General features: G+C 72.8%; 19 protein-coding genes. 9 read left to right on the plus strand and 10 right to left on the minus strand.

What is annotated here, in order from left to right:
• Positions 1 to 97 precede the first annotated feature (97 nt).
• From ACFW48_RS37220 to ACFW48_RS37235, 4 genes are all read right to left on the minus strand, one after another.
• Positions 98 to 721, minus strand: coding sequence for a GntR family transcriptional regulator (locus ACFW48_RS37220; RefSeq protein ID WP_345636043.1), 624 nt, complete (start codon positions 719 to 721; stop codon positions 98 to 100).
• Positions 722 to 928: 207 nt separating this feature from the next.
• Positions 929 to 2,740 (minus strand): 2-oxoglutarate dehydrogenase, E2 component, dihydrolipoamide succinyltransferase, encoded by a 1,812-nt coding sequence (gene sucB, locus ACFW48_RS37225; RefSeq protein ID WP_386322884.1) that lies wholly within the window; start codon positions 2,738 to 2,740, stop codon positions 929 to 931.
• 63 nt (positions 2,741 to 2,803) lie between these two features.
• A complete protein-coding gene (gene lpdA, locus ACFW48_RS37230; RefSeq protein ID WP_386322886.1) occupies positions 2,804 to 4,192 on the minus strand; it encodes a dihydrolipoyl dehydrogenase in 1,389 nt (462 codons plus the stop codon).
• Positions 4,193 to 4,742: 550 nt separating this feature from the next.
• On the minus strand, positions 4,743 to 6,272 hold the full coding sequence (locus ACFW48_RS37235) for a leucyl aminopeptidase (RefSeq protein ID WP_386322888.1): 1,530 nt from the start codon (positions 6,270 to 6,272) through the stop codon (positions 4,743 to 4,745).
• 269 nt (positions 6,273 to 6,541) lie between these two features.
• Here ACFW48_RS37235 and ACFW48_RS37240 point away from each other — a divergent pair, with 269 nt between their 5' ends.
• Positions 6,542 to 7,324: an endo alpha-1,4 polygalactosaminidase gene (locus tag ACFW48_RS37240; protein ID WP_386322890.1), complete on the plus strand. Its 783-nt coding sequence runs from the start codon at positions 6,542 to 6,544 to the stop codon at positions 7,322 to 7,324.
• Positions 7,325 to 7,332: 8 nt separating this feature from the next.
• On the opposite strand, the gene ACFW48_RS37245 is transcribed toward ACFW48_RS37240, so the two are convergent.
• Positions 7,333 to 8,115: an adenosylcobinamide-GDP ribazoletransferase gene (locus ACFW48_RS37245; RefSeq protein WP_386322891.1), complete on the minus strand. Its 783-nt coding sequence runs from the start codon at positions 8,113 to 8,115 to the stop codon at positions 7,333 to 7,335.
• Positions 8,116 to 8,175: 60 nt separating this feature from the next.
• Here ACFW48_RS37245 and ACFW48_RS37250 point away from each other — a divergent pair, with 60 nt between their 5' ends.
• Positions 8,176 to 8,928: a hypothetical protein gene (locus ACFW48_RS37250; protein ID WP_386322893.1), complete on the plus strand. Its 753-nt coding sequence runs from the start codon at positions 8,176 to 8,178 to the stop codon at positions 8,926 to 8,928.
• Positions 8,929 to 9,251: 323 nt separating this feature from the next.
• Here the strand turns inward: ACFW48_RS37250 and cobT are convergent, their stop codons facing one another.
• The gene (gene cobT / locus ACFW48_RS37255; RefSeq protein WP_386322895.1) at positions 9,252 to 10,325 is read right to left on the minus strand and encodes a nicotinate-nucleotide--dimethylbenzimidazole phosphoribosyltransferase; all 1,074 of its coding nucleotides are present in this window, start codon (positions 10,323 to 10,325) and stop codon (positions 9,252 to 9,254) included.
• Positions 10,326 to 10,485: 160 nt separating this feature from the next.
• Between cobT and ACFW48_RS37260 the strand changes: the two genes are divergently transcribed.
• Positions 10,486 to 11,241, plus strand: a complete 756-nt coding sequence (locus tag ACFW48_RS37260) for a class I SAM-dependent methyltransferase (RefSeq protein WP_386322897.1) — start codon at positions 10,486 to 10,488, stop codon at positions 11,239 to 11,241.
• Here the strand turns inward: ACFW48_RS37260 and ACFW48_RS37265 are convergent.
• Positions 11,230 to 12,429, minus strand: a complete 1,200-nt coding sequence (locus tag ACFW48_RS37265; protein ID WP_386322899.1) for a bifunctional adenosylcobinamide kinase/adenosylcobinamide-phosphate guanylyltransferase — start codon at positions 12,427 to 12,429, stop codon at positions 11,230 to 11,232. The genes ACFW48_RS37260 and ACFW48_RS37265 overlap by 12 nt on opposite strands.
• Before the next feature lie 183 nt (positions 12,430 to 12,612).
• On the opposite strand from ACFW48_RS37265, the gene ACFW48_RS37270 reads away from it, so the two are divergent.
• Positions 12,613 to 12,858 (plus strand): hypothetical protein, encoded by a 246-nt coding sequence (locus ACFW48_RS37270; protein WP_337303608.1) that lies wholly within the window; start codon positions 12,613 to 12,615, stop codon positions 12,856 to 12,858.
• Positions 12,859 to 12,906: 48 nt separating this feature from the next.
• Here ACFW48_RS37270 and ACFW48_RS37275 read toward each other — a convergent pair whose 3' ends face one another.
• The 3 genes from ACFW48_RS37275 to ACFW48_RS37285 all read right to left on the minus strand — a co-directional run bounded on the left by ACFW48_RS37275 (position 12,907) and on the right by ACFW48_RS37285 (position 15,489).
• The gene (locus ACFW48_RS37275; protein ID WP_386322901.1) at positions 12,907 to 13,998 is read right to left on the minus strand and encodes a S1C family serine protease; all 1,092 of its coding nucleotides are present in this window, start codon (positions 13,996 to 13,998) and stop codon (positions 12,907 to 12,909) included.
• Between the two features lie 67 nt (positions 13,999 to 14,065).
• A complete protein-coding gene (locus ACFW48_RS37280) occupies positions 14,066 to 14,767 on the minus strand; it encodes a class I SAM-dependent methyltransferase (RefSeq protein ID WP_386322903.1) in 702 nt (233 codons plus the stop codon).
• Between the two features lie 83 nt (positions 14,768 to 14,850).
• Complete coding sequence (locus tag ACFW48_RS37285) at positions 14,851 to 15,489, minus strand: DUF3043 domain-containing protein (RefSeq protein WP_386322922.1); 639 nt, start codon at positions 15,487 to 15,489, stop codon at positions 14,851 to 14,853.
• Between the two features lie 271 nt (positions 15,490 to 15,760).
• Between ACFW48_RS37285 and ACFW48_RS37290 the strand changes: the two genes are divergently transcribed.
• The 5 genes from ACFW48_RS37290 to ACFW48_RS37310 all read left to right on the plus strand — a co-directional run bounded on the left by ACFW48_RS37290 (position 15,761) and on the right by ACFW48_RS37310 (position 22,212).
• Positions 15,761 to 16,552: a PspA/IM30 family protein gene (locus ACFW48_RS37290; RefSeq protein ID WP_386322905.1), complete on the plus strand. Its 792-nt coding sequence runs from the start codon at positions 15,761 to 15,763 to the stop codon at positions 16,550 to 16,552.
• A gap of 20 nt (positions 16,553 to 16,572) precedes the next feature.
• Positions 16,573 to 16,857, plus strand: a complete 285-nt coding sequence (locus ACFW48_RS37295; protein ID WP_375923298.1) for a hypothetical protein — start codon at positions 16,573 to 16,575, stop codon at positions 16,855 to 16,857.
• A gap of 169 nt (positions 16,858 to 17,026) precedes the next feature.
• Complete coding sequence (locus ACFW48_RS37300; RefSeq protein WP_386322907.1) at positions 17,027 to 18,256, plus strand: sensor histidine kinase; 1,230 nt, start codon at positions 17,027 to 17,029, stop codon at positions 18,254 to 18,256.
• On the plus strand, positions 18,253 to 18,936 hold the full coding sequence (locus ACFW48_RS37305) for a response regulator transcription factor (RefSeq protein ID WP_121746610.1): 684 nt from the start codon (positions 18,253 to 18,255) through the stop codon (positions 18,934 to 18,936). The genes ACFW48_RS37300 and ACFW48_RS37305 overlap by 4 nt, the downstream gene beginning before the upstream one ends.
• Before the next feature lie 156 nt (positions 18,937 to 19,092).
• A complete protein-coding gene (locus ACFW48_RS37310; RefSeq protein ID WP_386322909.1) occupies positions 19,093 to 22,212 on the plus strand; it encodes an efflux RND transporter permease subunit in 3,120 nt (1,039 codons plus the stop codon).
• Positions 22,213 to 22,308: the final 96 nt, after the last annotated feature.

Genomic DNA, 22,308 nt, shown 5'->3' on the forward strand with positions numbered 1-22,308 from the left:
CCGCGCCCCTGAAAGGGGCGCGGGGAACCGCGCGAATCGGGGGTCTGGGGGCGGAGCCCCCAGGGTCGGGAAGGGAAGGGGCGGCGGGGGCGAGGAACTAGGCGCGGGGGGCGCAGCCGAGGACGTGGGACTTGACCAGGTCCGCGATGCGCGGGTCGCGGCGTCGGAACGCCGCGACCAGCTCCTCGTGCTCCTCCGCGTACGACTGCTGCACCGTGCCCAGCCACCGTATCGACAGCGCCGTGAACACCTCGATGCCCAGCCCCTCCCACGTGTGCAGCAGCACCGAGTTACCCGCGGCCCGCACCAGCTCCCGGTGGAAGCCGACCGTGTGCCGCACCTGGGCCGTGCCGTCGGACACCCGGTCGGCCGCGTACAGCGCGGCGACGTGCGGTTCGAGGGCCGAGCAGTCCTCGGCGAGCCGATCCGCCGCCAGCTCCGCGGCGATCGCCTCCAGGCCGGCCCGGACCGGATAGCTCTCCTCGAGGTCGGCGGCGGTCAGATTGCGTACCCGCACGCCCTTGTTCGGCGCCGACTCGATCAGCCGCAGGGACTCCAGTTCGCGCAGCGCCTCCCGTACGGGGGTCTGGCTGACCTCCAGCTCGGTGGCGATCCGGCGCTCCACGATCCGCTCGCCCGGCTGCCAGCGTCCGCTGATGATCCCTTCCAGGATGTGCTCGCGGATCTGTTCGCGCAGCGAGTGGACGACGGGCGCGGTCATGGGAGCTCCTTCGGGAGGGTCCCCTTCGGACCCTTGGGGCGTTTGACGGTTAGACAATACGGCCGTCGCGGCGGGCGGGAAGGGCGCACGGGGGCGCTTTTACGCAGGTGAGACGAGACTTACACAGCGTGCCGCCGCCGAAACGCGACGGTGCCCCCGCCCGGAGAGCTCCGGGCGGGGGCACCGTACAGGTCCACTGGCAGCGGGTTACAGGCCGAGCTCGACCTCGAACTCGCCCGCCTCCAGGATCGCCTTGACCGCCGTCAGGTAGCGGGCGGCGTCGGCGCCGTCCACCAGACGGTGGTCGTAGGACAGGGTCAGGTACGTCATGTCGCGGACGCCGATGGCCGTGCCCTCCTCCGTCTCGATGACGGCGGGGCGCTTGACCGTGGCGCCGATGCCGAGGATGGCGACCTGGCCCGGCGGCACGATGATCGTGTCGAACAGCGCGCCGCGCGAACCGGTGTTGCTGATGGTGAAGGTCGCGCCCGCCAGCTCGTCCGGGCTGATCTTGCTGGCCCGCACCTTGCCCGCCAGGTCGGCGGTCGCCTTGGCGATGCCGGCCAGGTTGAGGTCACCGGCGTTCTTGATGACCGGGGTCATCAGGCCCTTCTCGGAGTCCACCGCGATACCGACGTTCTCGGTGTCGAAGTAGGTGATGGTCCCCTCGGCCTCGTTGATCTTGGCGTTGATCGGCGCGTGCGCCTTCAGCGCCTGGGCCGCGGCCTTGACGAAGAACGGCATCGGCGAGAGCTTGACGCCCTCACGCGCCGCGAACGCGTCCTTGGCGCGGGCGCGCAGCTTCATCAGGCGGGTGACGTCGACCTCGACGACCGACGACAGCTGGGCCTGCTCGTGCAGCGCCTTCACCATGTTGTCGCCGATGACCTTGCGGATGCGCGGCATCTTGACGGTCTGGCCGCGCAGCGGGGAGGCCTCCAGAACGGGGGCCTTCTTCGCCGCGGGGGCGGCGGCAGCGGCGGCCGGAGCCGGGGCGGCGGCCTTGGCTGCCTCGGCGGCGGCGACGACGTCCTGCTTGCGGATACGGCCACCGACGCCGGTGCCCTTGACCGTGGACAGGTCGACGCCGTTCTCGGTGGCGAGCTTGCGCACCAGCGGGGTGACGTAGGCGCCGTCGTCCACCGGCTGGGCGGCGGCCGGGGCGGCCGGAGCGGCGGCCGGGGCCGGCGCGGGCGCCGGGGCGGCCGGAGCCGGGTCGGGTGCCGGGGCGGTCTGCTGCTGCGGCGCCGGAGCCGACGGGGCCTGCGGAGCCGCAGCGGCGGGAGCCTGCTGGGCCGGGGCGGCCTGCTGCGGGGCCGGGGCCTGGGCGGGCTCGGGCTGCGCGGGGGCGGCCGGGGCCTCCTGGGCCGGGGCGGCACCCGCCTCGCCGATGACGGCGAGCTTGGCGCCGACCTCGGCGGTCTCGTCCTCGCCGACCACGATCTCCAGCAGGGTGCCGGAGGCGGGCGCCGGGATCTCGGTGTCGACCTTGTCGGTGGACACCTCCAGCAGCGGCTCGTCGGCCTCGACCGAGTCGCCGACCGACTTCAGCCAACGGGTGACGGTGCCCTCGGTGACGGACTCGCCGAGCGCCGGGAGCACCACGTCGGTGCCCTCGGCGGAGCCACCGCCGGCCGCGGCCTCGGTGGTGGGAGCGGGCGCCGGGGCGGCCTGCTCGGTGGAGGGAGCGGCCGGGGCGGGCTCGGGCGCCGGCTCGGCGACCTGCTCGGCCTGCGGGGCCTGCTCGGCGGCCGGGGCCTCCTCGGCCGCCGGTGCGCCGGTGCCGTCGTCGATCAGCGCCAGCTCGGCGCCGACCTCGACGGTCTCGTCCTCGGCGACCTTGATGGAGGACAGCACGCCGGAGGCGGGGGCCGGGATCTCGGTGTCGACCTTGTCGGTCGAGACCTCGAGCAACGGCTCGTCGGCCTCGACGCGCTCACCCTCGGCCTTCAGCCAACGGGTGACGGTGCCCTCGGTGACGCTCTCGCCGAGCGCCGGAAGGGTTACGGAAACCGCCATGGTTTCGGTTGCTCCTTACGAATTGCGGAAGTCTGTGTCGTCGCGCCCAATGACCGAGGGAGGTCAGTCGTGGGAGTGCAGGGGCTTGCCGGCCAGCGCCAGGTGTGCCTCGCCGAGCGCCTCGTTCTGCGTCGGGTGGGCGTGGACGAGCTGGGCCACCTCGGCCGGCAGCGCCTCCCAGTTGTAGATCAGCTGGGCTTCGCCGACCTGCTCGCCCATGCGGTCGCCGACCATGTGGACGCCGACCACGGCACCGTCCTTGACCTGGACGAGCTTGATCTCGCCCGCGGTCTTCAGGATCTTGCTCTTGCCGTTGCCCGCCAGGTTGTACTTCAGGGCGACGACCTTGTCCGCACCGTAGATCTCCTTGGCCTTGGCCTCGGTGATGCCGACGGAGGCGACCTCCGGGTGGCAGTACGTCACCCGCGGCACACCGTCGTAGTCGACCGGGACGGTCTTCAGGCCGGCGAGCCGCTCCGCCACCAGCATGCCCTCGGCGAAGCCGACGTGCGCGAGCTGGAGGGTGGGGACGAGGTCACCGACGGCGGAGATCGTCGGGACGTTGGTCCGCATGTACTCGTCGACCAGGACGTAGCCGCGGTCCATCGCGACCCCGGCCTCCTCGTAGCCCAGGCCCTGCGAGACCGGGCCGCGGCCGATGGCGACGAGCAGCACCTCGGCCTCGAACTCCTTGCCGTCGGCGAGGGTGACCTTGACGCCGTCCTGGGTGTACTCGGCCTTCTCGAAGAAGGTGCCCAGGTTGAACTTGATGCCCCGCTTGCGGAAGGCGCGCTCCAGCAGCTTGGAGCTGTTCTCGTCCTCGACCGGCACGAGGTGCTTGAGGCCCTCGATGATCGTGACGTCGGTGCCGAAGGACTTCCACGCGGAGGCGAACTCGACGCCGATGACGCCGCCGCCCAGGACGATCGCGGACTTCGGCACGCGGTCCAGCTTGAGGGCGTGGTCGGAGGAGATGATCCGGTCGCCGTCGATGTTCAGGCCCGGCAGCGACTTCGGCACGGAGCCGGTCGCCAGCAGGACGTGGCGGCCCTGGACGCGCTGACCGTTCACATCGACGGAGGTCGGCGAGGACAGCCGTCCCTCACCCTCGATGTAGGTCACCTTGCGTGAGGCGATCAGACCCTGGAGGCCCTTGTACAGGCCCGAGATCACATCGTCCTTGTACTTGTGGACGGCCGCCATGTCGATGCCCTCGAAGGTGGCCTTCACACCGAACTGCTCGCTCTCGCGGGCCTGGTCGGCGATCTCGCCCGCGTGCAGCAGGGCCTTGGTGGGGATGCAGCCGTTGTGCAGGCAGGTACCGCCGACCTTGCCCTTCTCGATCAGGGCGACGTCCAGGCCCAGCTGTGCCCCGCGCAGCGCCGCGGCGTAACCACCGCTGCCGCCGCCGAGGATCACTAGGTCGAAAACAGTGCTGGCGTCGTTCGCCACGTCACGTCCTCCATGCATGTGCGCCACGCCGGTCTCCAGTGACCGGTCGGCGGCTGGTGTCCGGCCGCTCTTTGTTCTCGGCCCTTGAGGTGGGCCCTGTCCTGCCGAGCCCCATCTTCGCACTTGTAGGGGACCAACGAGACGTGGGGCCGGTGTGTGAGACGTCCCACGTTCACTCGACGAGGGACGGTGGGACAGTGCCGCCAGGGGCGCGGGGCTGTGTTTGATCTGCGGCTCCGCCGCGTGGGCGCGACCGGCCGGGCCAGTCGATCACCGACGGCGGGACGACGCAGCCAGGGGCGCGGGGAACTGCGCGACCAGCCACAACGGACGCGCAGCCGCCGAATCACCCGCACCCCCGAGCTCTCCGGCGCCCTTGGGCCTGTCTGACAATTCCCGCCTGCCTCGCGACGCCATGCACGCACTCTCGCCGCACCGGGCGCAGAGCCAAGTACATCCAGTACGAGGCTCTACGCCCGGCACGCCGAGAGCACGCACCTGACGCCGCGAGGCCGCCCTTCGGGCGACGACGTGAATTGTCAGACAGGCCCTAGCCCAGATCGCCCGCAGCCGTCAGCTCGGCGACCCGCACCAGCGTCCGCACGGCCGTCCCGGTCCCGCCCTTGGGCGTGTACCCGAACGGCCCGCCCTCGTTGAACGCCGGGCCCGCGATGTCCAGGTGCGCCCACGCGATGCCCTCGCCGACGAACTCGCGCAGGAACAGGCCGGCCACCAGGCCGCCGCCCATCCGCTCGCCCATGTTGGCGATGTCGGCGGTCGCCGAGTCCATGCCCTTGCGCAGGTGCTCCGGCAGCGGCATCGGCCACGCCGGCTCGCCGACCTCCTCGGCCGCCTCGTACACCGCGGTGCGGAACGCGTCGTCGTTCGCCATGACGCCGTACGTCCGGCTGCCCAGCGCCAGCATCATCGCGCCGGTGAGGGTCGCCACGTCGATGATCGCGTCCGGCTTCTCCTGCGAGGCCGCCCACAGCGCGTCGGCGAGCACGAGCCGGCCCTCGGCGTCGGTGTTGAGCACCTCGACGGTCTTGCCGCTGTACATGCGCAGCACGTCGCCCGGGCGGGTGGCGGAACCCGACGGCATGTTCTCGGCCAGCGCCAGCCAGCCGGTCACGTTGACCTCCAGGCCGAGGCGCGCGGCGGCGACGACCGCGGCGAACACGGCGGCGGCACCGGCCATGTCGCACTTCATCGTCTCGTTGTGCCCGGCCGGCTTCAGCGAGATGCCGCCCGAGTCGTAGGTGATGCCCTTGCCGACGAAGGCGAGGGACTTCGTCGCCTTGGACGACGTGTACGACAGCTTCACCAGGCGCGGACCGGAGGCCGAGCCGGCGCCGACGCCGAGGATGCCGCCGTAGCCGCCCTTGGTGAGCGCCTTCTCGTCGAGCACCTGCACCTTGATGCCGTGCTCCTTGGCGGCGGCCTGCGCGACCGCCGCGAACGCCTCGGGGTCGAGGTCGTTCGGCGGGGTGTTGATCAGATCGCGGGCGCGGTTCAGCTCCTCGGAGACGGCCGCGGCACGCTCGATCGCCGCCTTGTACGCCTTGTCGCGGGGCTTGCCGCCGAGCAGCGCGGCCTCGGCCAGCGGGGCCTTGCCGTTCTTGGCCTTGGCGGCGTCCTTGCCCGACTCCTTGTAGGCGTCGAAGGAGTACGCGCCGAGCAGCACGCCCTCGCCGACGGCGCCGGCGTCGGCGGCCTCGGTGAGCGGGAGGGCGAAGGCGGCCTTCTTGGCGCCGGCCAGGGCGCGGGCGGCCACGCCGGCGGCCCTGCGCAGTGCCTCGGCGTCGAAACCGGCGTCCTTCTCGGGCTCGGCGCCGAGGCCCACCGCCACCACGACGGGCGCCTTGAAGCCGGACGGAGCGGGCAGCTTCGTCACCTCGCCCTCGGCGCCGGTGGCCCCGAGGGTCTCCAGAACGCCGGCGAGCCGGCCGTCGTACGCCTTGTCCACGGCCTCCGCGCCCGGTGCGACGACCGGGCCCTTGGCGTTCTTGGCGACACCGATCACGATCGCGTCGGCCCGCAGGCCGGGCGCCGCGGCGGTGGAGAGAGTGAGAGCAGTCACGGTGGTGAATTCTCGCTTCCGTATGAAGTCTTGTATGGCCGAATGCGGGTGGGTCGACCGGGCCCGACAACCGACCCTAGATCCCTCCTGCGATGCGGTCTTCGCCTGGGCAGGCAAACACCCGGGACGAGCCTACGCTCGCGCCCGCCTCCGCTCCCTCCCGCGGGGCCGCGGTTTCCCACGGGCCGCGGTTTCCCGCTCGGTTCCCGGGATGGGAGATCATTCCTGGGGTACGCCACCGCGCCACCCCACACCATGGAGCACGCCCCGTGAGACGCCCGGTCCTGTCGATAGCCCTTCTCCTGCTGCTCGCGGGCTGCTCATCGTCCCCCGACGACGGGCCGGAAGCCGGCGACCACTGGCAGCCCCGGCCCGGCACCGCCTGGCAGTGGCAGCTCAGCGGCAAGCTCGACACGTCTGTCGACGTACCGGTCTACGACATAGACGGGTTCGACCACACCAGGTCCACCGTCGCCGCGCTGCACGACGACGGCCGCAAGGTCATCTGCTACCTGTCCACCGGAGCCTGGGAGGACTTCCGCCCCGACGCGGAGAAGTTCCCGAAGTCGGTGCTGGGCAAGGGCAACGGCTGGGAGGGGGAACGCTGGCTGGACATCCGCGAGACGGACGTCCTGGCGCCGCTGATGGCCGAGCGCATCGACATGTGCCGCGAGAAGGGCTTCGACGCGGTCGAGCCGGACAACATGGACGGCTACAAGAACGAGACCGGTTTCCCGCTCACCGCCGACGACCAGCTCCGCTACAACCGGCTGATCGCGAAGCTCGCCCACGACCGCGGCATGGCCGTCGGCCTGAAGAACGACCTGGACCAGATCCCCGAGCTGGTGGACGACTTCGACTTCGCGGTCAACGAACAGTGCGCCCAGTACGGCGAGTGCGCCGACAACCAGCCGTTCATCGACGCGGACAAGGCCGTCTTCCACGTCGAGTACGAGCTGCCGACCGACCGCTTCTGCGCCGAGTCCCGTGAGCTGAGGCTGAGTTCGATGCTGAAGAAGTACGAGCTGGGGGTGTGGCGCGAGGCCTGCTGAGCCCGCGTTCAGCCGAGGACCAGCACCACGAGTGCGGTGGTGGCCGCCGTCTCCGCGACCCCGCCGAAGACGTCGCCGGTGACCCCGCCGAAGCGGCGGACGCAGTGCCGCAGCAGCAGTTCGGCGACGGCGACGGCGCACAGCACGGCGAGCGCCGTACGGACCGCGTCGTACGGCCCGAGGAGCGCGCCCGCCGCCGCACCGGCCGCCGTGACTACGGCGGTGACCGCCGGCGCGCCACCCGCCGGCACCACTCCGGCGACCGCCGCGCCCAGCCCTTCCGGGCGGGCGGCGGGCACCCCGGCCCGGGCGGCGAGCGTGAGCGCCAGCCGGGCCGCGGTCGCCGAGACCACGGCGGCGAGCGCGCCCCGCGCCCAGGACCCGTCGTAGGCCTGGGCCAGCGCGGCCACCTGGGCGAACAGCACGAACACGAGGGCGAGTACGCCGAACGGCCCGATGTCCGACTGCTTCATGATCCGCAGCGCGTCCTCGGCGGGCTTCCCGCTGCCGAGCCCGTCCGCGGTGTCGGCCAGTCCGTCCAGGTGCAGGCCGCGGGTGAGCACGGCGGGTACGGCGGCCGTGGCGACCGCCGCGAGCAGGCTTCCCGCGCCCAGGAGCAGCAGCAGGAGCCCGGCCGCCGCGGCGACCAGGCCGACGGCCAGTCCGGCCAGCGGCGCGCACAGCATGCCGCCGCGCGCCGCCTCCCGGTCCCAGCGGGTCACCTTGACCGGGAACACGGTGAGGGTGCCGAAGGCGAAACGGAGGCCGTCGGGGGAGGGGGTCCTGAGCACCGGCGCAGACTACCCGGCGGTCACCAGGGCACCGGCGCGGCCCGGGGATAAAGTTCGCGTATGGGAGATTGGTGGCAGCGCAACATCATGGAACCGGGCAAGCTGCCGCTGCTCCTCGCCCTGGCGGCCTTCGTCCTGACGTTCGTGATCACCCGGGTCGTCACCCGGCTCATCCGGGCCGGCAAGGGCCCTTTCGGCAACGTCGAGGCGGGCGGGGTGCACATCCACCACGTCGTCCCGGGGATCGTCCTCACCGTCGTCGGGGGCTTCGGCGCGGTCGCGGGGGGCCGGCACGGTTTCGGCTCCGCCCTCGCGGCGGTGGTCTTCGGTATCGGGGCGGGCCTCGTCCTGGACGAGTTCGCGCTGATCCTGCACCTCGACGACGTCTACTGGACCGAGGCGGGCCGGCAGAGCGTGGAGGTCGTGGCGGTCACCGCCGCCCTCGTCGGACTGGTCCTCGCCGGATTCACGCCGTTCGGCGTCGACGGCATGTCCGAGGACGAGTTGCAGGACCGCGCCAACGTCATCGCGACCGTCGCGGGGAACTTCTTCTTCTCCCTCCTCGCCCTGGCCAAGGGCAAGGCCCGCCTCGCGATCTTCGGGGTGATCGTCCCCCTCGTCGCCCTGATCGGCGCGGTCCGGCTGGCCCGCCCGGACTCGCCCTGGGCCCGCCGCTTCTACGGCCGCCGCCCGCGCGCCCGTGCCAGGGCCCGCCTGCGCGCCTACCACCACGACCGCCGCTGGTCCGGCCCCCGCCGCGCCTTCCAGGACTGGGTCGGCGGCCGCCCGGACCCGGCTCCGGACCGCCGTTGATGCCTGCGGCGGCCTGTGCGGGTTTTGTGGGGGTGCGGGTAGCGCGTTCTGTTTTGTTGTGGGTCGGGCCGTGCCGGGGGGTGTCCGTCCTCGGAACGGCGCGGAATCGGTCGGCCGCGGAAGTGCCGGCGTTGACGCGCCAACCGCTGCGGGCGGACACCCCCCGACACGTCCCTTCGCGCCGTACGCGGCTCTCCGCCCCGCGTAGCTGCGGGCAGTCGTGCCGCTGGGGCGGCACGGGTGGGCGCGGCGGCACCCCGCAGCGCCGGGCCGCGCGACCCACCCCGCCCGGCGTCAACGCCGGGTGAGCCGGTGGCGCCCGTTCACTGAGCGCCGACGGGTGCCTTGCCGTCGGAGACCTCCGGCAGCTCCGCCGCCAGCGCCGCCGCGGCCTGGACCAGCGGCAGCGCCAGCAGGCCCCCCGCGCCCTCACCCACCGTCACGCCCTGGGACAGCAGCGGCTCCAGGGCCATCCGGTCCAGCGCCTTGGCCTGGCCCGGCTCCCCGCTGTCGTGGGAGGCCAGCCACCAGTCGGGTGCCCGGAAGGCGACCCGCTGCCCGACCAGCGCGCAGGCGACCGTCACGACGCCGTCCAGGATCACCGGCATCTTCCGCACCGCGCTCTGCAGCAGAAAGCCCGTCATCGCGGCGAGGTCGGCACCGCCCACGGTCGCGAGCAGCTGCAACTGGTCCCCGAGCACCGGCCGGGCGCGGCGCAGCGCGTCGCGGATCGCCGCGCACTTGCGCATCCAGGCCAGGTCGTCGATGGCCAGCCCGCCCCGCCCGGTGACGACCGACGCGTCCGTCCCGCACAGCGCGGCGACCAGCACGCCCGCCGCGGTGGTCCCGCCCACGCTCACATCGCCGAGCACCACCAGATCCGTGCCGGAGTCGGCCTCCTCGTCGGCCACCGCCATCCCGGCCCGGAAGGCGGCCTCGGCCTCCTCCAGGGTCAGCGCGTCCTCGATGTCGATGCGCCCGCCGCCGCGCCGCACCCGGTGCCGCACGACGTCGGCCGGCAGCGTCTCCGGTTCGCAGTCCAGGGCCATGTCGACGACCCGCACCGGCACGCCGAGGCGCCGGGCGAGCACGGACACGGGCCGGCCGCCCTCCATGACCTCGCGCACCAGCTCGCCGGCGCCGCCCGCGGGCCGCGCCGAGACGCCCAGCTCGGCCACCTTGTGGTCACCGGCGAAGAGCACCACCCGGGGCCGTTCGACCGGCCGCACCGGTACGGCGGACTGCGCCGAGGCCAGCCACTCGCCCAGGTCGTCCAGGCGGCCCAGCGATCCGGGCGGGACGACCTGACGCTCCCGGCGCGCCTCGGCGTCGCGGCGCACCCCGCCGTCGGGGCGCTCGATCAGATCGGTGAAGTCGTCGAGATTCAGCGAGCTCATTCGTCGAACAGTACCGGCCCCGGGTGGCCGCGACGGCGGGCCCGTGCGCACCGCGCCCGAGCTGCGTCGTTGCGCCCCGGATCGCGATCACCTACGTAACGTTTTGCGGGAATTGTCGTACACCGTCCTCTGTGTCCTCGTCTCGCGTCGGGAGCCGCCCATGACCGCACCCCCCGCCCCCTCGGCACCGCCTCCCGCCCCCCGGGTGCCTCCGGTGCCCCGGTACGGGCCGCACCGCGCGGACTGCCCCTGGTGCGGCTCCCGGCGGCTGCGCGCCCGCCCGCGCCGCGAGGACCCGCGCCGGGCCGGCCCCGGCCGGTCCGTCCTCGAACGCTGCCTGGACTGCCGGCACGTCTTCCGCAACCCCCCGTTCACGCCCGGCCCCGAACACCCGCTGGTCCGGGCCGGAGTCCGCCTGAGACACGGCCTGGCCGCCCGCGCGATGCTCCGCCGCCGCCCCGACCCCGAGAGCTGGCTCGACGTGGGCACCGGCGACGCCGACTTCCCCCGCACCGCGCGCACGTACTTCCCGTACACCTCCTTCGACGGCCTGGACCCCACCCACCGGGTCCTGCGCGCCCGCGCGGTCGAGCGTGTCGAGGAGGCGTTCGTCGGCCGCCTGACGGACCCGCACATCGCGGCCCGGCTGCGCGCCCGCTACGACGTCGTCAGCCTCTTCCACCACCTGGAACGCGTCCCGGACCCCCGCGCCGAACTGCGCGCCGCCCTCCACGTGCTCCGCCCCGGCGGCCATCTGCTCGTCGACGTGGCGGACCCGCGCCGCCTGCTCGCCCTCCCGCCCGGCACCTCGCACCCGGCGGGTCTGCGCGTCGAACTGGCGGCCCAGGGCTGCACGGTGCTCACCGGCGTACGGACGCACCGCGTCATCGCGCGCAAGGACGCCTCAGTCCCGTAGCACCAGCGCCTGGCCCGCGACCACCAGAAGCACCTGCTCGCACTCGGCCGCGAACGCCGCGTTGAGCCGCCCGAGTTCGTCCCGGTAGCGGCGGCCCGAGGCGGTGGCGGGCACGATGCCCGAGCCCACCTCGTTCGACACCGCGACGAGGGTGCGGCGGGTGGCGCGCACCGCTTCCGTCAGCTCCCGCACCCGGTCCCGGAGGGCCCGTTCGCCGCCGTCGGCCCACTCCGCGTCGTCCCACGCCCCGACGGCGTCCATCGCGTCCGTCAGCCACAGCGACAGGCAGTCGACGAGCAGCGCCGGCCCGTCGTCCTTCAGCAGCGGCGCCAGGTCGCACGTCTCGACGGTGCGCCACGAGCCCGGCCGCCGCTCCCGGTGGGCGCAGACCCGCGCCGCCCACTCGGTGTCCCCGTTGCGGGAGCCTCCGGTCGCGACGTAGAGCACGTCGGGGAAGGCCTCCAGCCGTCGCTCGGCCTCCACCGACTTGCCCGACCGGGCCCCGCCCAGCACGAGGGTGCGCCGCGGTACGTCGGGCACGTCCTCGTAGGAGCCGACCACCAGCGTCGTCCCGTCCGGCACGGCCCGCGCTCCGGCCGCCGCGAGCCGCCGGTCCAGCTCCCGGCCCGGCGGCACGTCGTGGTCCAGGTGGACGGCGACGACGTCCGTCGTCGGCCCCGCGGCGCCCACCACCCGCAGCTTCGCCAGCGCGTCCGGCCGCCCCACGACGTCCGCGACGACCAGGTCGTAGGACTCGGCGGGCTCCTCCAGACCGGCCGGCGCCCCGCCCGGCGGCAGATACAGGAGCCGCTGCCCGTCCGGGCCGGTCACGGCGTACCCGGTGCCCGGCGAGTCCATCGCCACCGCCCGCACCCGGTGCCCGGTCAGCAGCGCCAGCTCCCGCCCGTCCGGCACCCGCCCCGGCTGCGGCAGCCCGGCCGGCACCTCCACGGCGGGCCCGTCGTGCGGGTGCGACAGCAGCACCTGCCGGACGCCGGTCAGGGAGCGCCCGGCGCGTGCGGCGGCGAACGCGGCGCCGGGCGTCAGGTCGAGCAGCAGCGCCCCGTCCACCAGCAGCGCGGTCGCCGCGCGCGCGTTCGTGCCCTGCGCCGCGGCACAGGCCGCGCAGGGACAGTCGGGGCGGGGGAGTCCCGCGGGGGCACCGGTGCCGAGCAGAGTCACGTCCACGCCCCGATTTTCCCCGGTCGCCCGGCGACGTGCGCGCCCGAGACCCCCTATGGGGCGCGGGTGGCCCCCGCTCCCGTCCCCCCGGCCTTCTACGGCGCACCCGGCTCAGCGCATAGGCTGCGGTCGGAGGCCGGACCAAGATCCGGCTTCCGCTCTGCATGTGCTCACATCTTGGAGGCGTACATGGCGGCATGGACGTGGCGGTTCGAGACGGCCGGCGGGACGGAGGTCCAGCCCGCGGTGCAGCCCGAGGAGTTCACCACGCAAGGGGACGCCGAGTCCTGGATCGGTGAGTACTGGAAGGACCTCAAGGAGGGCGGCACCGACCAGGTGCGGCTGTTCGAGGACGCCACCGAGATCTACGGCCCGATGAGCCTGCACGCCGAAGAGGCCGAAGCGGCCGAAGCGGCCGCGGAGCCGGAGGCCTGACCCGCGGGCGGGGCGGGGGCGGTTCCGAGTGGACCGGCCCCGCCTCCGTCACTGCTCGCCCAGCGTCACCTCGGCGGTGCGCTCGTCGCCGTCGCGGGTGTACGTGACCTTCGTCCGGTCACCCGACTCCATCGACGCCAGCGCCTCGGCCAGCGAGGTGATCGTGGTGATGTCCGTGTCGCCCAGCCGGACGACGACGTCGCCGGGCCGCAGCCCGGCCCTGTCGGCGGCCCCGCCGTCACTGACCTCGACGACGGCCACGCCCGCGGGCCGGTAGCCGTCGTCGACGACCGTACGGGCGGTGACGCCGAGCGCCGCCCGGCCCGAGTCGGTCACCCGGCCGTCCTCGATGATCTGGTCGGCGACCGTCTTCACCATCGACGCCGGGATCGCGAACCCGATGCCGGGCGCCGCGCTGTCACCGAGGCCCGGGTCGGTCGCGGCCAGCGTCGGGATGCCGATCACCTGGCTGTCGAGGTTCACCAGGGCGCCACCGCTGTTGCCGGGGTTGATGGCCGCGGACGTCTGCACCATGTTGCCGATGGTCGCGCCCGTACCGCCCCCGCCGCCGCCCTCGGTGACGGTCCGCCCGGTGGCCGAGACGATGCCCTGCGTCACGCTGGAGGACAGCCCGAGCGGTGAGCCCATCGCCAGCACGATCTGCCCGACCTGGACCTTCGTGGAGTCCCCGAAGCGGGCCGCCTTCATGCCGTCGGGCACCCTGTCCAGCCTGATGACGGCGAGGTCCTGCTCCGGGTAGGAGGAGACGAGTTCCGCGGCCAGGGTGTCCTCGGTGCGGGCGGTCGTCACCCGGAAGGACTCGGTGTCACCGACGACGTGCGCGTTCGTGACGACGTGTCCCTTGTCGTCGTACACGACCCCCGACCCCAGGGAGTCGCCCGCCTGGATCTGCACGACCGACGGGAGTACGTCGTTGATCACCCGCTCGTAGTCGGCCTGCAGATCGTTGGCCGCGAGCGGCGCCGCGGCCTGTGCCGTGTCGCCCTCCCGCCCGCTCCGGGAGCCCGGGGCGGACCCGGCGCCGGAGCAGCCGGCGACGAGCAGCAGGGAGCAGGCCAGCGCGGCGAGCGGACCGAGCAGCCGTGGCACACGGGTACGGGAAGCGGGGGAAGCGTCCATGCCCCGAGTCTCACCGCGCACCTGAAACGCGGCCCCCGGGGAACCCCCGAACGGGCGGAGCCCGGTACTACCCCCGCACCCCGCACAGATGAAGCAGCGCGGCGATCTGGCGGTACGGGTCCGTCCGGCCGGCCCGTTCCTCGGCGGCCAGCAGGGTTTCGAGACCGTCCGCGACCTGGGCGTCGTCGGGTGCCGTGTCCGTGAAGACCCGGACGCCGTACCAGGTGTGCAGCGGGGCGCCGATGCTCGCGAGCTTGGCCGTCAGCGTCGCCGGCCGGTCCGCGCGGACCTCGACGCCGAGACCGTCACGACAGACGGTGGTGTCGAAGGCGGCCAGGGCCTCGGTCCAGTCGCCGCGCAGGCCGGGGCGCATCGCGAGCGCGTCGCCGTTGCGCACCAGGAGGGACAGCAGTCCGCCGGGGGCGAGCATCCGGGCCAGCCCCGCGAGCAGCGGGTCGGGCTCCTCGACGTACATGAGCACCCCGTGGCACAGCACCACGTCGAAACTGCCCGGCAGGAAGTGCACGCCGGTGTCCCGGCCGTCGCCCTCGACGATCCGCATCCGCTCCCGGATGCCCTCGGGCTGGCCGGCCAGGGCGTCGCGTGCCGCGGCGATCATCGTGGCGTCCCGCTCGATGCCGGTCACCTGGTGCCCGGCCCGTGCCAGCCGAAGCGACTGGGTGCCCTGACCCATGCCCACGTCGAGCACCCGGAGCCGCTTGCCGACCGGGAAGCGCCCGGCTATCTGCTCGTCCAGCTGCCGGGCCACCAGCTCCTGCCGTACGACGTCCCGCAGACCACCCGGAGCGGCCGGCCGGGCATCGGCCGCGCCGTCGGCGAACGGCGTCGTGCTCAGGGCCGCTCCCCGCGCTTGAACTGGGGCTTGGGCAGCCGGAGCCGCCGCATCTGGAGGGAGCGCATCAGCGCGTAGGCGACCGCGCCGCGCCGGCGCTCGTCCGGGAAGCGCTCGGCGAGCCGCTTCTTCAGCCGGAAGCCGGTGACGATCGAGTCCAGCACGATCATCACGATCACGACCAGCCACAGCAGCAGCGCCACGTTCTGCAGCGAGGCCACCCGGATCATGCTCAGCACGAGGATGACCACGGCCATCGGCAGGAAGTACTCCGCGATGTTGAACCGCGAGTCGATGAAGTCGCGCGCGAACTTGCGGACCGGGCCCTTGTCGCGGGCCGGCAGGTACCGCTCGTCCCCCTTCGCCAGCGCCTCGCGCTGGCGCGCCATCGCGGTCCGGCGCTCCTCGCGCTGGCGCTTGGCGGCGTCCTTGCGCGTCATCGGAGTGTTGGCGACGCTGCGGCGCTGGGACTGGGCCGCACTGCGCTTGGGCGTCGGCCTTCCCTTGGGGGCCTGCGGGTCACGGGGCTGATTGGAGTCGGTCACCGGCGTCTTGACGAGGCTCGGTGCCTTCTCTTCCTTGGCACGGCTACGGAACACAAAACCCAAGGGTACGGGGTGCCGGGGTGTGGACCCCAGTCCGGTGGGGAACGATCCGGCAACGCCGGTCGTCTGTAAGTGGACAGAGGGGACGTTGCGTACACCCCAGGGCACCGGGTCATTCCGGACAACCCCGGGGAGCACCTACTCCCTACGCCGGACCGGGAGCGCACGCAGTCGTCCTTGGGGATGAGCGCATCCGTCCCCGAACAGTGCGGTAATGGATGCAGGGCCCGTACTGTGGGTTCTGTCGCAGGTGCTGGAGCTGGAGTCGGTCAGAAGGGGGCGCGCGAAGCCCATGAGCGGTGTCATGAAGCGTATGGGGATGATCTTCCGCGCGAAGGCCAATAAGGCCCTTGACCGGGCCGAGGACCCGCGCGAGACCCTCGATTACTCGTACCAGAAACAGCTGGAGCTGCTCCAGAAGGTGCGCCGCGGTGTCGCCGACGTGGCGACCAGCCGCAAGCGCCTGGAGCTTCAGCTCAACCAGCTCCAGTCCCAGTCGTCCAAGCTGGAGGACCAGGGCCGCAAGGCGCTCGCGCTGGGCCGTGAGGACCTGGCCCGCGAGGCGCTCTCCCGGCGCGCCGCGCTGCAGCAGCAGGTCACCGACCTGGAGACGCAGCACGCCACCCTCCAGGGCGAGGAGGAGAAGCTCACCCTGGCGGCCCAACGCCTCCAGGCCAAGGTGGACGCCTTCCGCACGAAGAAGGAGACCATCAAGGCCACCTACACGGCGGCCCAGGCGCAGACCCGCATCGGCGAGGCGTTCTCCGGCATCTCCGAGGAGATGGGCGACGTGGGCCTGGCCATCCAGCGGGCCGAGGACAAGACCGCCCAGCTCCAGGCCCGGGCCGGCGCCATCGACGAACTGCTCGCCTCCGGCGCCCTGGACGACCAGTCCGGCATGCACAAGGACGACATCCAGGCCGAGCTGGACCGGCTCTCCGGTGGTACGGATGTAGAGCTGGAACTGCAGCGCATGAAGGCCGAACTGTCCGGGGGCGGCACCTCCGACCGGCAGGCCATCGAGGGCGGCCAGGACCAGGGCCAGGCGCAGTCCCAGCAGCAGCCGCAGGACACCCCGCGCTTCGACAAGCAGTAGCCCACGCCTAGGAGGGCGACATGATCGTACGGATCATGGGGGAGGGACAGCTGACGCTGGCCGACGGCCGTCTCACCGAGCTGAACAAGCTGGACGACGAGCTCCTGGCCGAGATGGAGAACGGCGACGGTCCCGGCTTCCGCGCGACCCTCCAGGCCCTCCTGGCCAAGGTCCGCGAACTGGGCGAGCCCGTCCCGGACGACTTCCTGGAGCCGTCCGACCTGATCCTCCCGTCCCCGGACGCCACACTGGAGGAGGTCCGGGAGCTGCTGAGCGACGACGGCCTGATTCCGGGGGGTTCCTGACGGACGCCGGCCGGTACTTCCCGCCCGGCCGGTACCTTCAGCCCGTCCGGCGTTTGAGGACGAGACCGTACAGGCCGAAGCGGGGGTCTGGGGGCGCGGCCCCCAGCCGACGCCCACCGCGTGCGGGCCCACCAAGAAGACACGCCCACTCCAGCTACCGTGAATCGCCGTGAGCACCCTCGCCCGCGCCCGCTGCACCATCGGCGCCCACCCCTCCGCCCTGGACGCTGCCATCGCGGCAGCCGTCCTGGTGTGCATGGTCGCCGGCTCCTTCGTGGACCCGCACGGCCCCGAGGGCGTCAGCTGGGGCCTGCGCACCCCTGACGTACTCAGCCTGGTCCTCATGGCCGTCGGCGCCGCGGCGCTCGTCTTCCGCCGCCGCGCCCCACTGGTGGTCCTCGCGGTCACCGGCGGTGTCTCCGTCGTCGAGAGCGTCACCGGCGACCCCCGCGCGCCCGTCGTCATGTCCGCCGTCGTCGCCCTCTTCACCGTCGCCGCCTCCACCGACCGTCCCACCACCTGGCGGGTCGGCCTGCTCACCATGACGGTGCTGACCGGCGCCGCCATGCTGGCCGGGCCGCTGCCCTGGTACGCGCAGGAGAACCTCGCCGTCTTCGCCTGGACCGGCATCGGCGCCACCGCCGGGGACGCGGTCCGCAGCCGGCGCGCCTTCGTCCAGGCCATCCGCGACCGGGCCGAGAAGGCCGAGCGCACCCGGGAGGAGGAGGCCCGCCGCCGGGTCGCCGAGGAGCGGCTGCGCATCGCCCGCGACCTGCACGACGTGGTCGCCCACCACATCGCCCTGGTCAACGTCCAGGCCGGGGTCGCCGCCCACGTCATGGACAAGCGGCCCGACCAGGCCAAGGAGGCCCTCGCCCACGTACGGGAGGCCAGCCGCTCCGCGCTGGGCGAGCTGCGCGCCACCGTCGGCCTGCTCCGCCAGTCCGGCGACCCGGAGGCGCCGACCGAACCCGCTCCCGGCCTGGACCGCCTCGGCGAACTCGTCGCCACCTTCCACCACGCCGGACTGCACGTCGAGGTGGCCCGCACCGACCAGGGCACCGACCGGCCCGCCGCCGTCGACCTGGCCGCCTACCGCATCATCCAGGAGGCGTTGACCAACGTGCAGAAGCATGCGGGGACGCGGGCGAAGGCCGAGGTCAGCGTCGTGAGGGTGGGACCGAACATCGAGGTCACCGTGCTCGACGACGGCGCCGGCGAGGACGAGGCCCCCGGGCCCCCCGCCGACGGCGGCGGCCACGGCCTGCTCGGCATGCGCGAGCGGGTCGCCGCCGTGGGCGGCTCCCTCACCACCGGTCCCCGCTACGGAGGCGGTTTCCGGGTCCATGCGATCCTTCCGGTCAGGAACCGCAACGATGCCGCGGAGGGCCCCGAATGACGATCCGTGTCCTGCTCGCCGACGACCAGGCGTTGCTGCGCAGCGCCTTCAGGGTGCTGGTCGACTCCGAGCCCGACATGGAGGTGGTGGGGGAGGCGTCCGACGGCGCGGAGGCGGCCCGGCTGGCCGCCGAGCAGCGGGCCGACGTGGTGCTGATGGACATCCGGATGCCCGGCACCGACGGCCTCGCCGCCACCCGCATGATCAGCGCCGACCCGTCCCTCGCCCATGTCCGCGTGGTCATCCTGACCACCTTCGAGGTCGACGACTACGTGGTGCAGTCGCTGCGCGCGGGCGCCTCGGGCTTCCTCGGCAAGGGCTCCGAACCCGAGGAACTGCTCAGCGCGATCCGCGTCGCGGCCGGCGGCGAGGCGTTGCTGTCCCCGACCGCCACCAAGGGGCTGATCGCCCGCTTCCTCGCCCAGGAGGGCACGGCGGGCGAGGACCGCGACCCGGCCCGCGCCGAGCGGCTGGAGACGCTGACCGTGCGCGAGCGCGAGGTGCTGGTCCAGGTCGCCGGCGGGCTCTCCAACGACGAGATCGCCGAGCGGCTGGAGGTCAGCCCGCTCACCGTGAAGACGCACGTCAACCGGGCCATGGCCAAGCTGGGCGCCCGCGACCGGGCCCAGCTGGTCGTCATCGCGTACGAGTCCGGGCTGGTACGTCCAAGGGTGGAGTGACCTCTGCCCCGGTGTACTGCGGCAGGAGTATGCGCCGCATAAGGAAATGGACCTGGGACCTAGGGAAGCGGGGGCACTCATGGACCAGGGTGTCGGGGTGGGCCTACAGATGTGCCCCGTCCCCGCCGCTCGGCCACAGAAGAGAGACCCTGATCCATGTCCTGGCTGTCGAGATTCAGCCTCGCGCAACGGGCCCTGATAGGCCTGATGTCGATCGTCGCGCTCGTCTTCGGCGCGATCGCCATCCCCCAGCTCAAGCAGCAGCTGCTGCCCACCATCGAACTGCCCATGGTGTCCGTGCTGGCGCCCTACCAGGGCGCCTCGCCGGACGTGGTCGAGAAGCAGGTCGTCGAACCGATCGAGGACAGCCTCGAAGCAGTCGACGGGATCTCCGGCATCACCGCGACGGCCAGTGAGGGCAACGCCGTCATCATGGCGTCCTTCGACTACGGCAACGGCACCCAGCAGCTCGTCGCCGACGTCCAGCAGGCCGTCAACCGGGCCCGCGCCCAGCTCCCGGACGACGTGGACCCGCAGGTCATCTCCGGCTCGACGGACGACATCCCCACCGTCGTCCTCGCCGTCACCTCCGACAAGGACCAGCAGGCGCTGGCCGACCAGCTCGACAAGACGGTCGTCTCGGAGCTGAAGGACATCGACGGCGTCGCCCAGGTCGTGGTCGACGGCGTCCGGGACGTGCAGGTCACCGTCACGCCCGACCAGGCGAAGCTGGCCAGGGCGGGCGTGAGCCCGCAGGCCCTCGCCCAGTCCCTCCAGGCCGGCGGCGCGACCGTCCCCGCGGGCTCCTTCGACGAGGCCGGCGCCAACCGCACCGTCCAGGTCGGCGGCGGCTTCACCTCGCTGAAGCAGATCCAGGACCTGATGGTCACCGGCGAGGGCGTCGACAAGCCGGTCCGCCTCGGTGATGTCGCCACCGTCGAGGAGGAGGAGGCCAAGGCCGACTCCCTCACCCGCACCAACGGCGAGCCGAGCCTCTCCGTCGCCGTCACGATGGACCACGACGGCAGCGCGGTCGCCATCTCGGACGCCGTCGAGGACAAGCTCCCCGACCTGCGCGAGCAGCTCGGCTCCGGCGCGACGCTCACCGTCGTCAGCGACCAGGGCCCGGCGGTGTCCAAGGCCATCGAGGGCCTGACCACCGAGGGCGCCCTCGGCCTGGTCTTCGCCGTCCTGGTCATCCTGGTCTTCCTGGCGTCGATCCGCTCCACCCTGGTCACCGCGGTCTCCATCCCGCTGTCGGTGGTGCTCGCCCTGATCGTCCTGTGGACGCGCGACCTGTCGCTGAACATGCTGACGCTGGGCGCGCTCACCATCGCCATCGGCCGGGTCGTCGACGACTCGATCGTGGTCCTGGAGAACATCAAGCGGCACCTCGGCTACGGCGAGGAGCGCCAGGAGGCCATCCTCAAGGCCGTCCGCGAGGTCGCCGGAGCGGTCACCTCCTCGACGCTCACCACGGTGGCGGTGTTCCTGCCGATCGGCCTGGTCGGCGGCATGGTCGGCGAGCTGTTCGGCTCCTTCAGCCTGACCGTGACCGCCGCGCTGCTGGCCTCCCTGCTGGTGTCGCTGACGGTCGTCCCGGTCCTGTCGTACTGGTTCCTGCGCCCGCCGAAGGGCACCCCCGAGGACGCGGACGAGGCGCGCCGGCTGGCCGAGGAGAAGGAGGCGAAGAGCCGCCTCCAGCGCTTCTACGTCCCCGTGCTGCGCTTCGCCACCCGCCGCCGCCTGACCAGCGTGGCCATCGCGGTCGTCGTGCTGATCGGCACGTTCGGCATGGCGCCGCTGCTGAAGACGAACTTCTTCGACCAGGGCGAGCAGAAGATCCTCAGCATCAAGCAGGAGCTGAAGCCCGGCACCAGCCTGGCCGCGACCGACGCCCAGGCCGAGAAGGTCGAGAAGCTGCTCGGCGACACCGAGGGCGTCAAGGACTACCAGGTCACCATCGGCTCGTCCGGCTTCATGGCCGCCTTCGGCGGCGGCACGGACACCAACCAGGCCTCGTACCAGCTCATGCTGAAGGACTCGGCGTCCGCCGAGGACGTGCAGGACCACATCGAGGACGGACTCGCGAAGCTCGACGGCATCGGCACCACCACGGTCGCCGCCGGTGACGGCTTCGGCAGCCAGGACCTGAGCGTCGTCGTCAAGGCCGCCGACGCGCAGGTGCTCCGCGAGGCATCCGAGGAAGTCCGCGAGACGGTCGCCGGGCTCGACGACGTCACCGACGTCACCAGCGACCTGGCGCAGAGCGTGCCGCGCATCTCGGTCAAGGCCAACGCGAAGGCCGCCGAGGCCGGGTTCACCGACCAGACGCTCGGCGCGGCCGTCGCCCAGGCGGTGCGCGGCACTCCGGCCGCCAAGGCGGTCCTGGACGACACCGAGCGCGACGTCGTGATCAAGTCGGCCCAGCCGGCCGAGACGCTGGCCCAGCTGAAGGCCCTGAACCTGGGCCCGGCGAAGCTCGGCGACATCGCCACGGTCGAGCTGGTGGACGGCCCGGTGTCGATGACCCGCATCGACGGGCAGCGCGCGGCGACCATCACGGCCAAGCCGACCGGTGACAACACCGGCGCGGTGGGCACGGAACTCCAGTCGGAGATCAACGGCCTGGACCTGCCGGCCGGTGCCACGGCCGAGATCGGCGGCGTCACCGCCGACCAGGACGAGGCGTTCGTCAACCTGGGCTTGGCCATGCTCGCGGCGATCGCGATCGTGTTCATGCTGCTGGTCGGCACCTTCCGGTCGCTGGCCCAGCCGCTGATCCTGCTGGTGTCGATCCCGTTCGCGGCGACCGGCGCGATCGGTCTGCTGCTGGCGACGGGCACCCCGATGGGCGTCCCGGCGATGATCGGCATGCTGATGCTGATCGGCATCGTGGTCACCAACGCGATCGTGCTGATCGACCTGATCAACCAGTACCGGGGGCAGGGCTACGGCGTCGTCGAAGCGGTCATCGAGGGCGGCCGGCACCGGCTGCGGCCCATCCTGATGACGGCCCTGGCGACGATCTTCGCCCTGCTCCCGATGGCGCTGGGCGTCACCGGCGAGGGCGGCTTCATCGCCCAGCCGCTGGCGGTGGTGGTGATCGGCGGTCTGATCACGTCGACCCTGCTGACCCTGCTGCTGGTCCCGACGCTCTACGCGGTGCTGGAGCTGCGCAAGGAGCGGCGCGCGAAGAAGAAGGCGGCGAAGAAGGGCGGCGACGTGCCGTCTCCGTCGCAGGCACCGGACGAACCGGAGCCCGCGAACGTCTGAGCCCGCGCGAGAACGGCTCGGGTCCCGCCCGACACCGAAGGTGGTCGGGCGGGACCCGAGCCGTTTGAAACACCCCGCACGGGCAGGTGGGTGGGA

Source organism: Streptomyces sp. NPDC058812 (assembly GCF_042744565.1).
Lineage (GTDB): Bacteria > Actinomycetota > Actinomycetes > Streptomycetales > Streptomycetaceae > Streptomyces > Streptomyces thinghirensis.

Coding starts and splice junctions, on each gene's coding strand:
- ACFW48_RS37260 (WP_386322897.1), top strand. CDS start 10,486: ATGACCGCACCCCCCGCCCCCTCGGCACCGCCTCCCGCCCCCCGGGTG.
- ACFW48_RS37305 (WP_121746610.1), top strand. CDS start 18,253: ATGACGATCCGTGTCCTGCTCGCCGACGACCAGGCGTTGCTGCGCAGC.
- ACFW48_RS37290 (WP_386322905.1), top strand. CDS start 15,761: ATGAAGCGTATGGGGATGATCTTCCGCGCGAAGGCCAATAAGGCCCTT.
- ACFW48_RS37275 (WP_386322901.1), bottom strand. CDS start 13,998: ATGGACGCTTCCCCCGCTTCCCGTACCCGTGTGCCACGGCTGCTCGGT.
- sucB (WP_386322884.1), bottom strand. CDS start 2,740: ATGGCGGTTTCCGTAACCCTTCCGGCGCTCGGCGAGAGCGTCACCGAG.
- ACFW48_RS37250 (WP_386322893.1), top strand. CDS start 8,176: ATGGGAGATTGGTGGCAGCGCAACATCATGGAACCGGGCAAGCTGCCG.
- ACFW48_RS37310 (WP_386322909.1), top strand. CDS start 19,093: ATGTCCTGGCTGTCGAGATTCAGCCTCGCGCAACGGGCCCTGATAGGC.
- ACFW48_RS37270 (WP_337303608.1), top strand. CDS start 12,613: ATGGCGGCATGGACGTGGCGGTTCGAGACGGCCGGCGGGACGGAGGTC.
- cobT (WP_386322895.1), bottom strand. CDS start 10,325: ATGAGCTCGCTGAATCTCGACGACTTCACCGATCTGATCGAGCGCCCC.
- ACFW48_RS37295 (WP_375923298.1), top strand. CDS start 16,573: ATGATCGTACGGATCATGGGGGAGGGACAGCTGACGCTGGCCGACGGC.
- ACFW48_RS37220 (WP_345636043.1), bottom strand. CDS start 721: ATGACCGCGCCCGTCGTCCACTCGCTGCGCGAACAGATCCGCGAGCAC.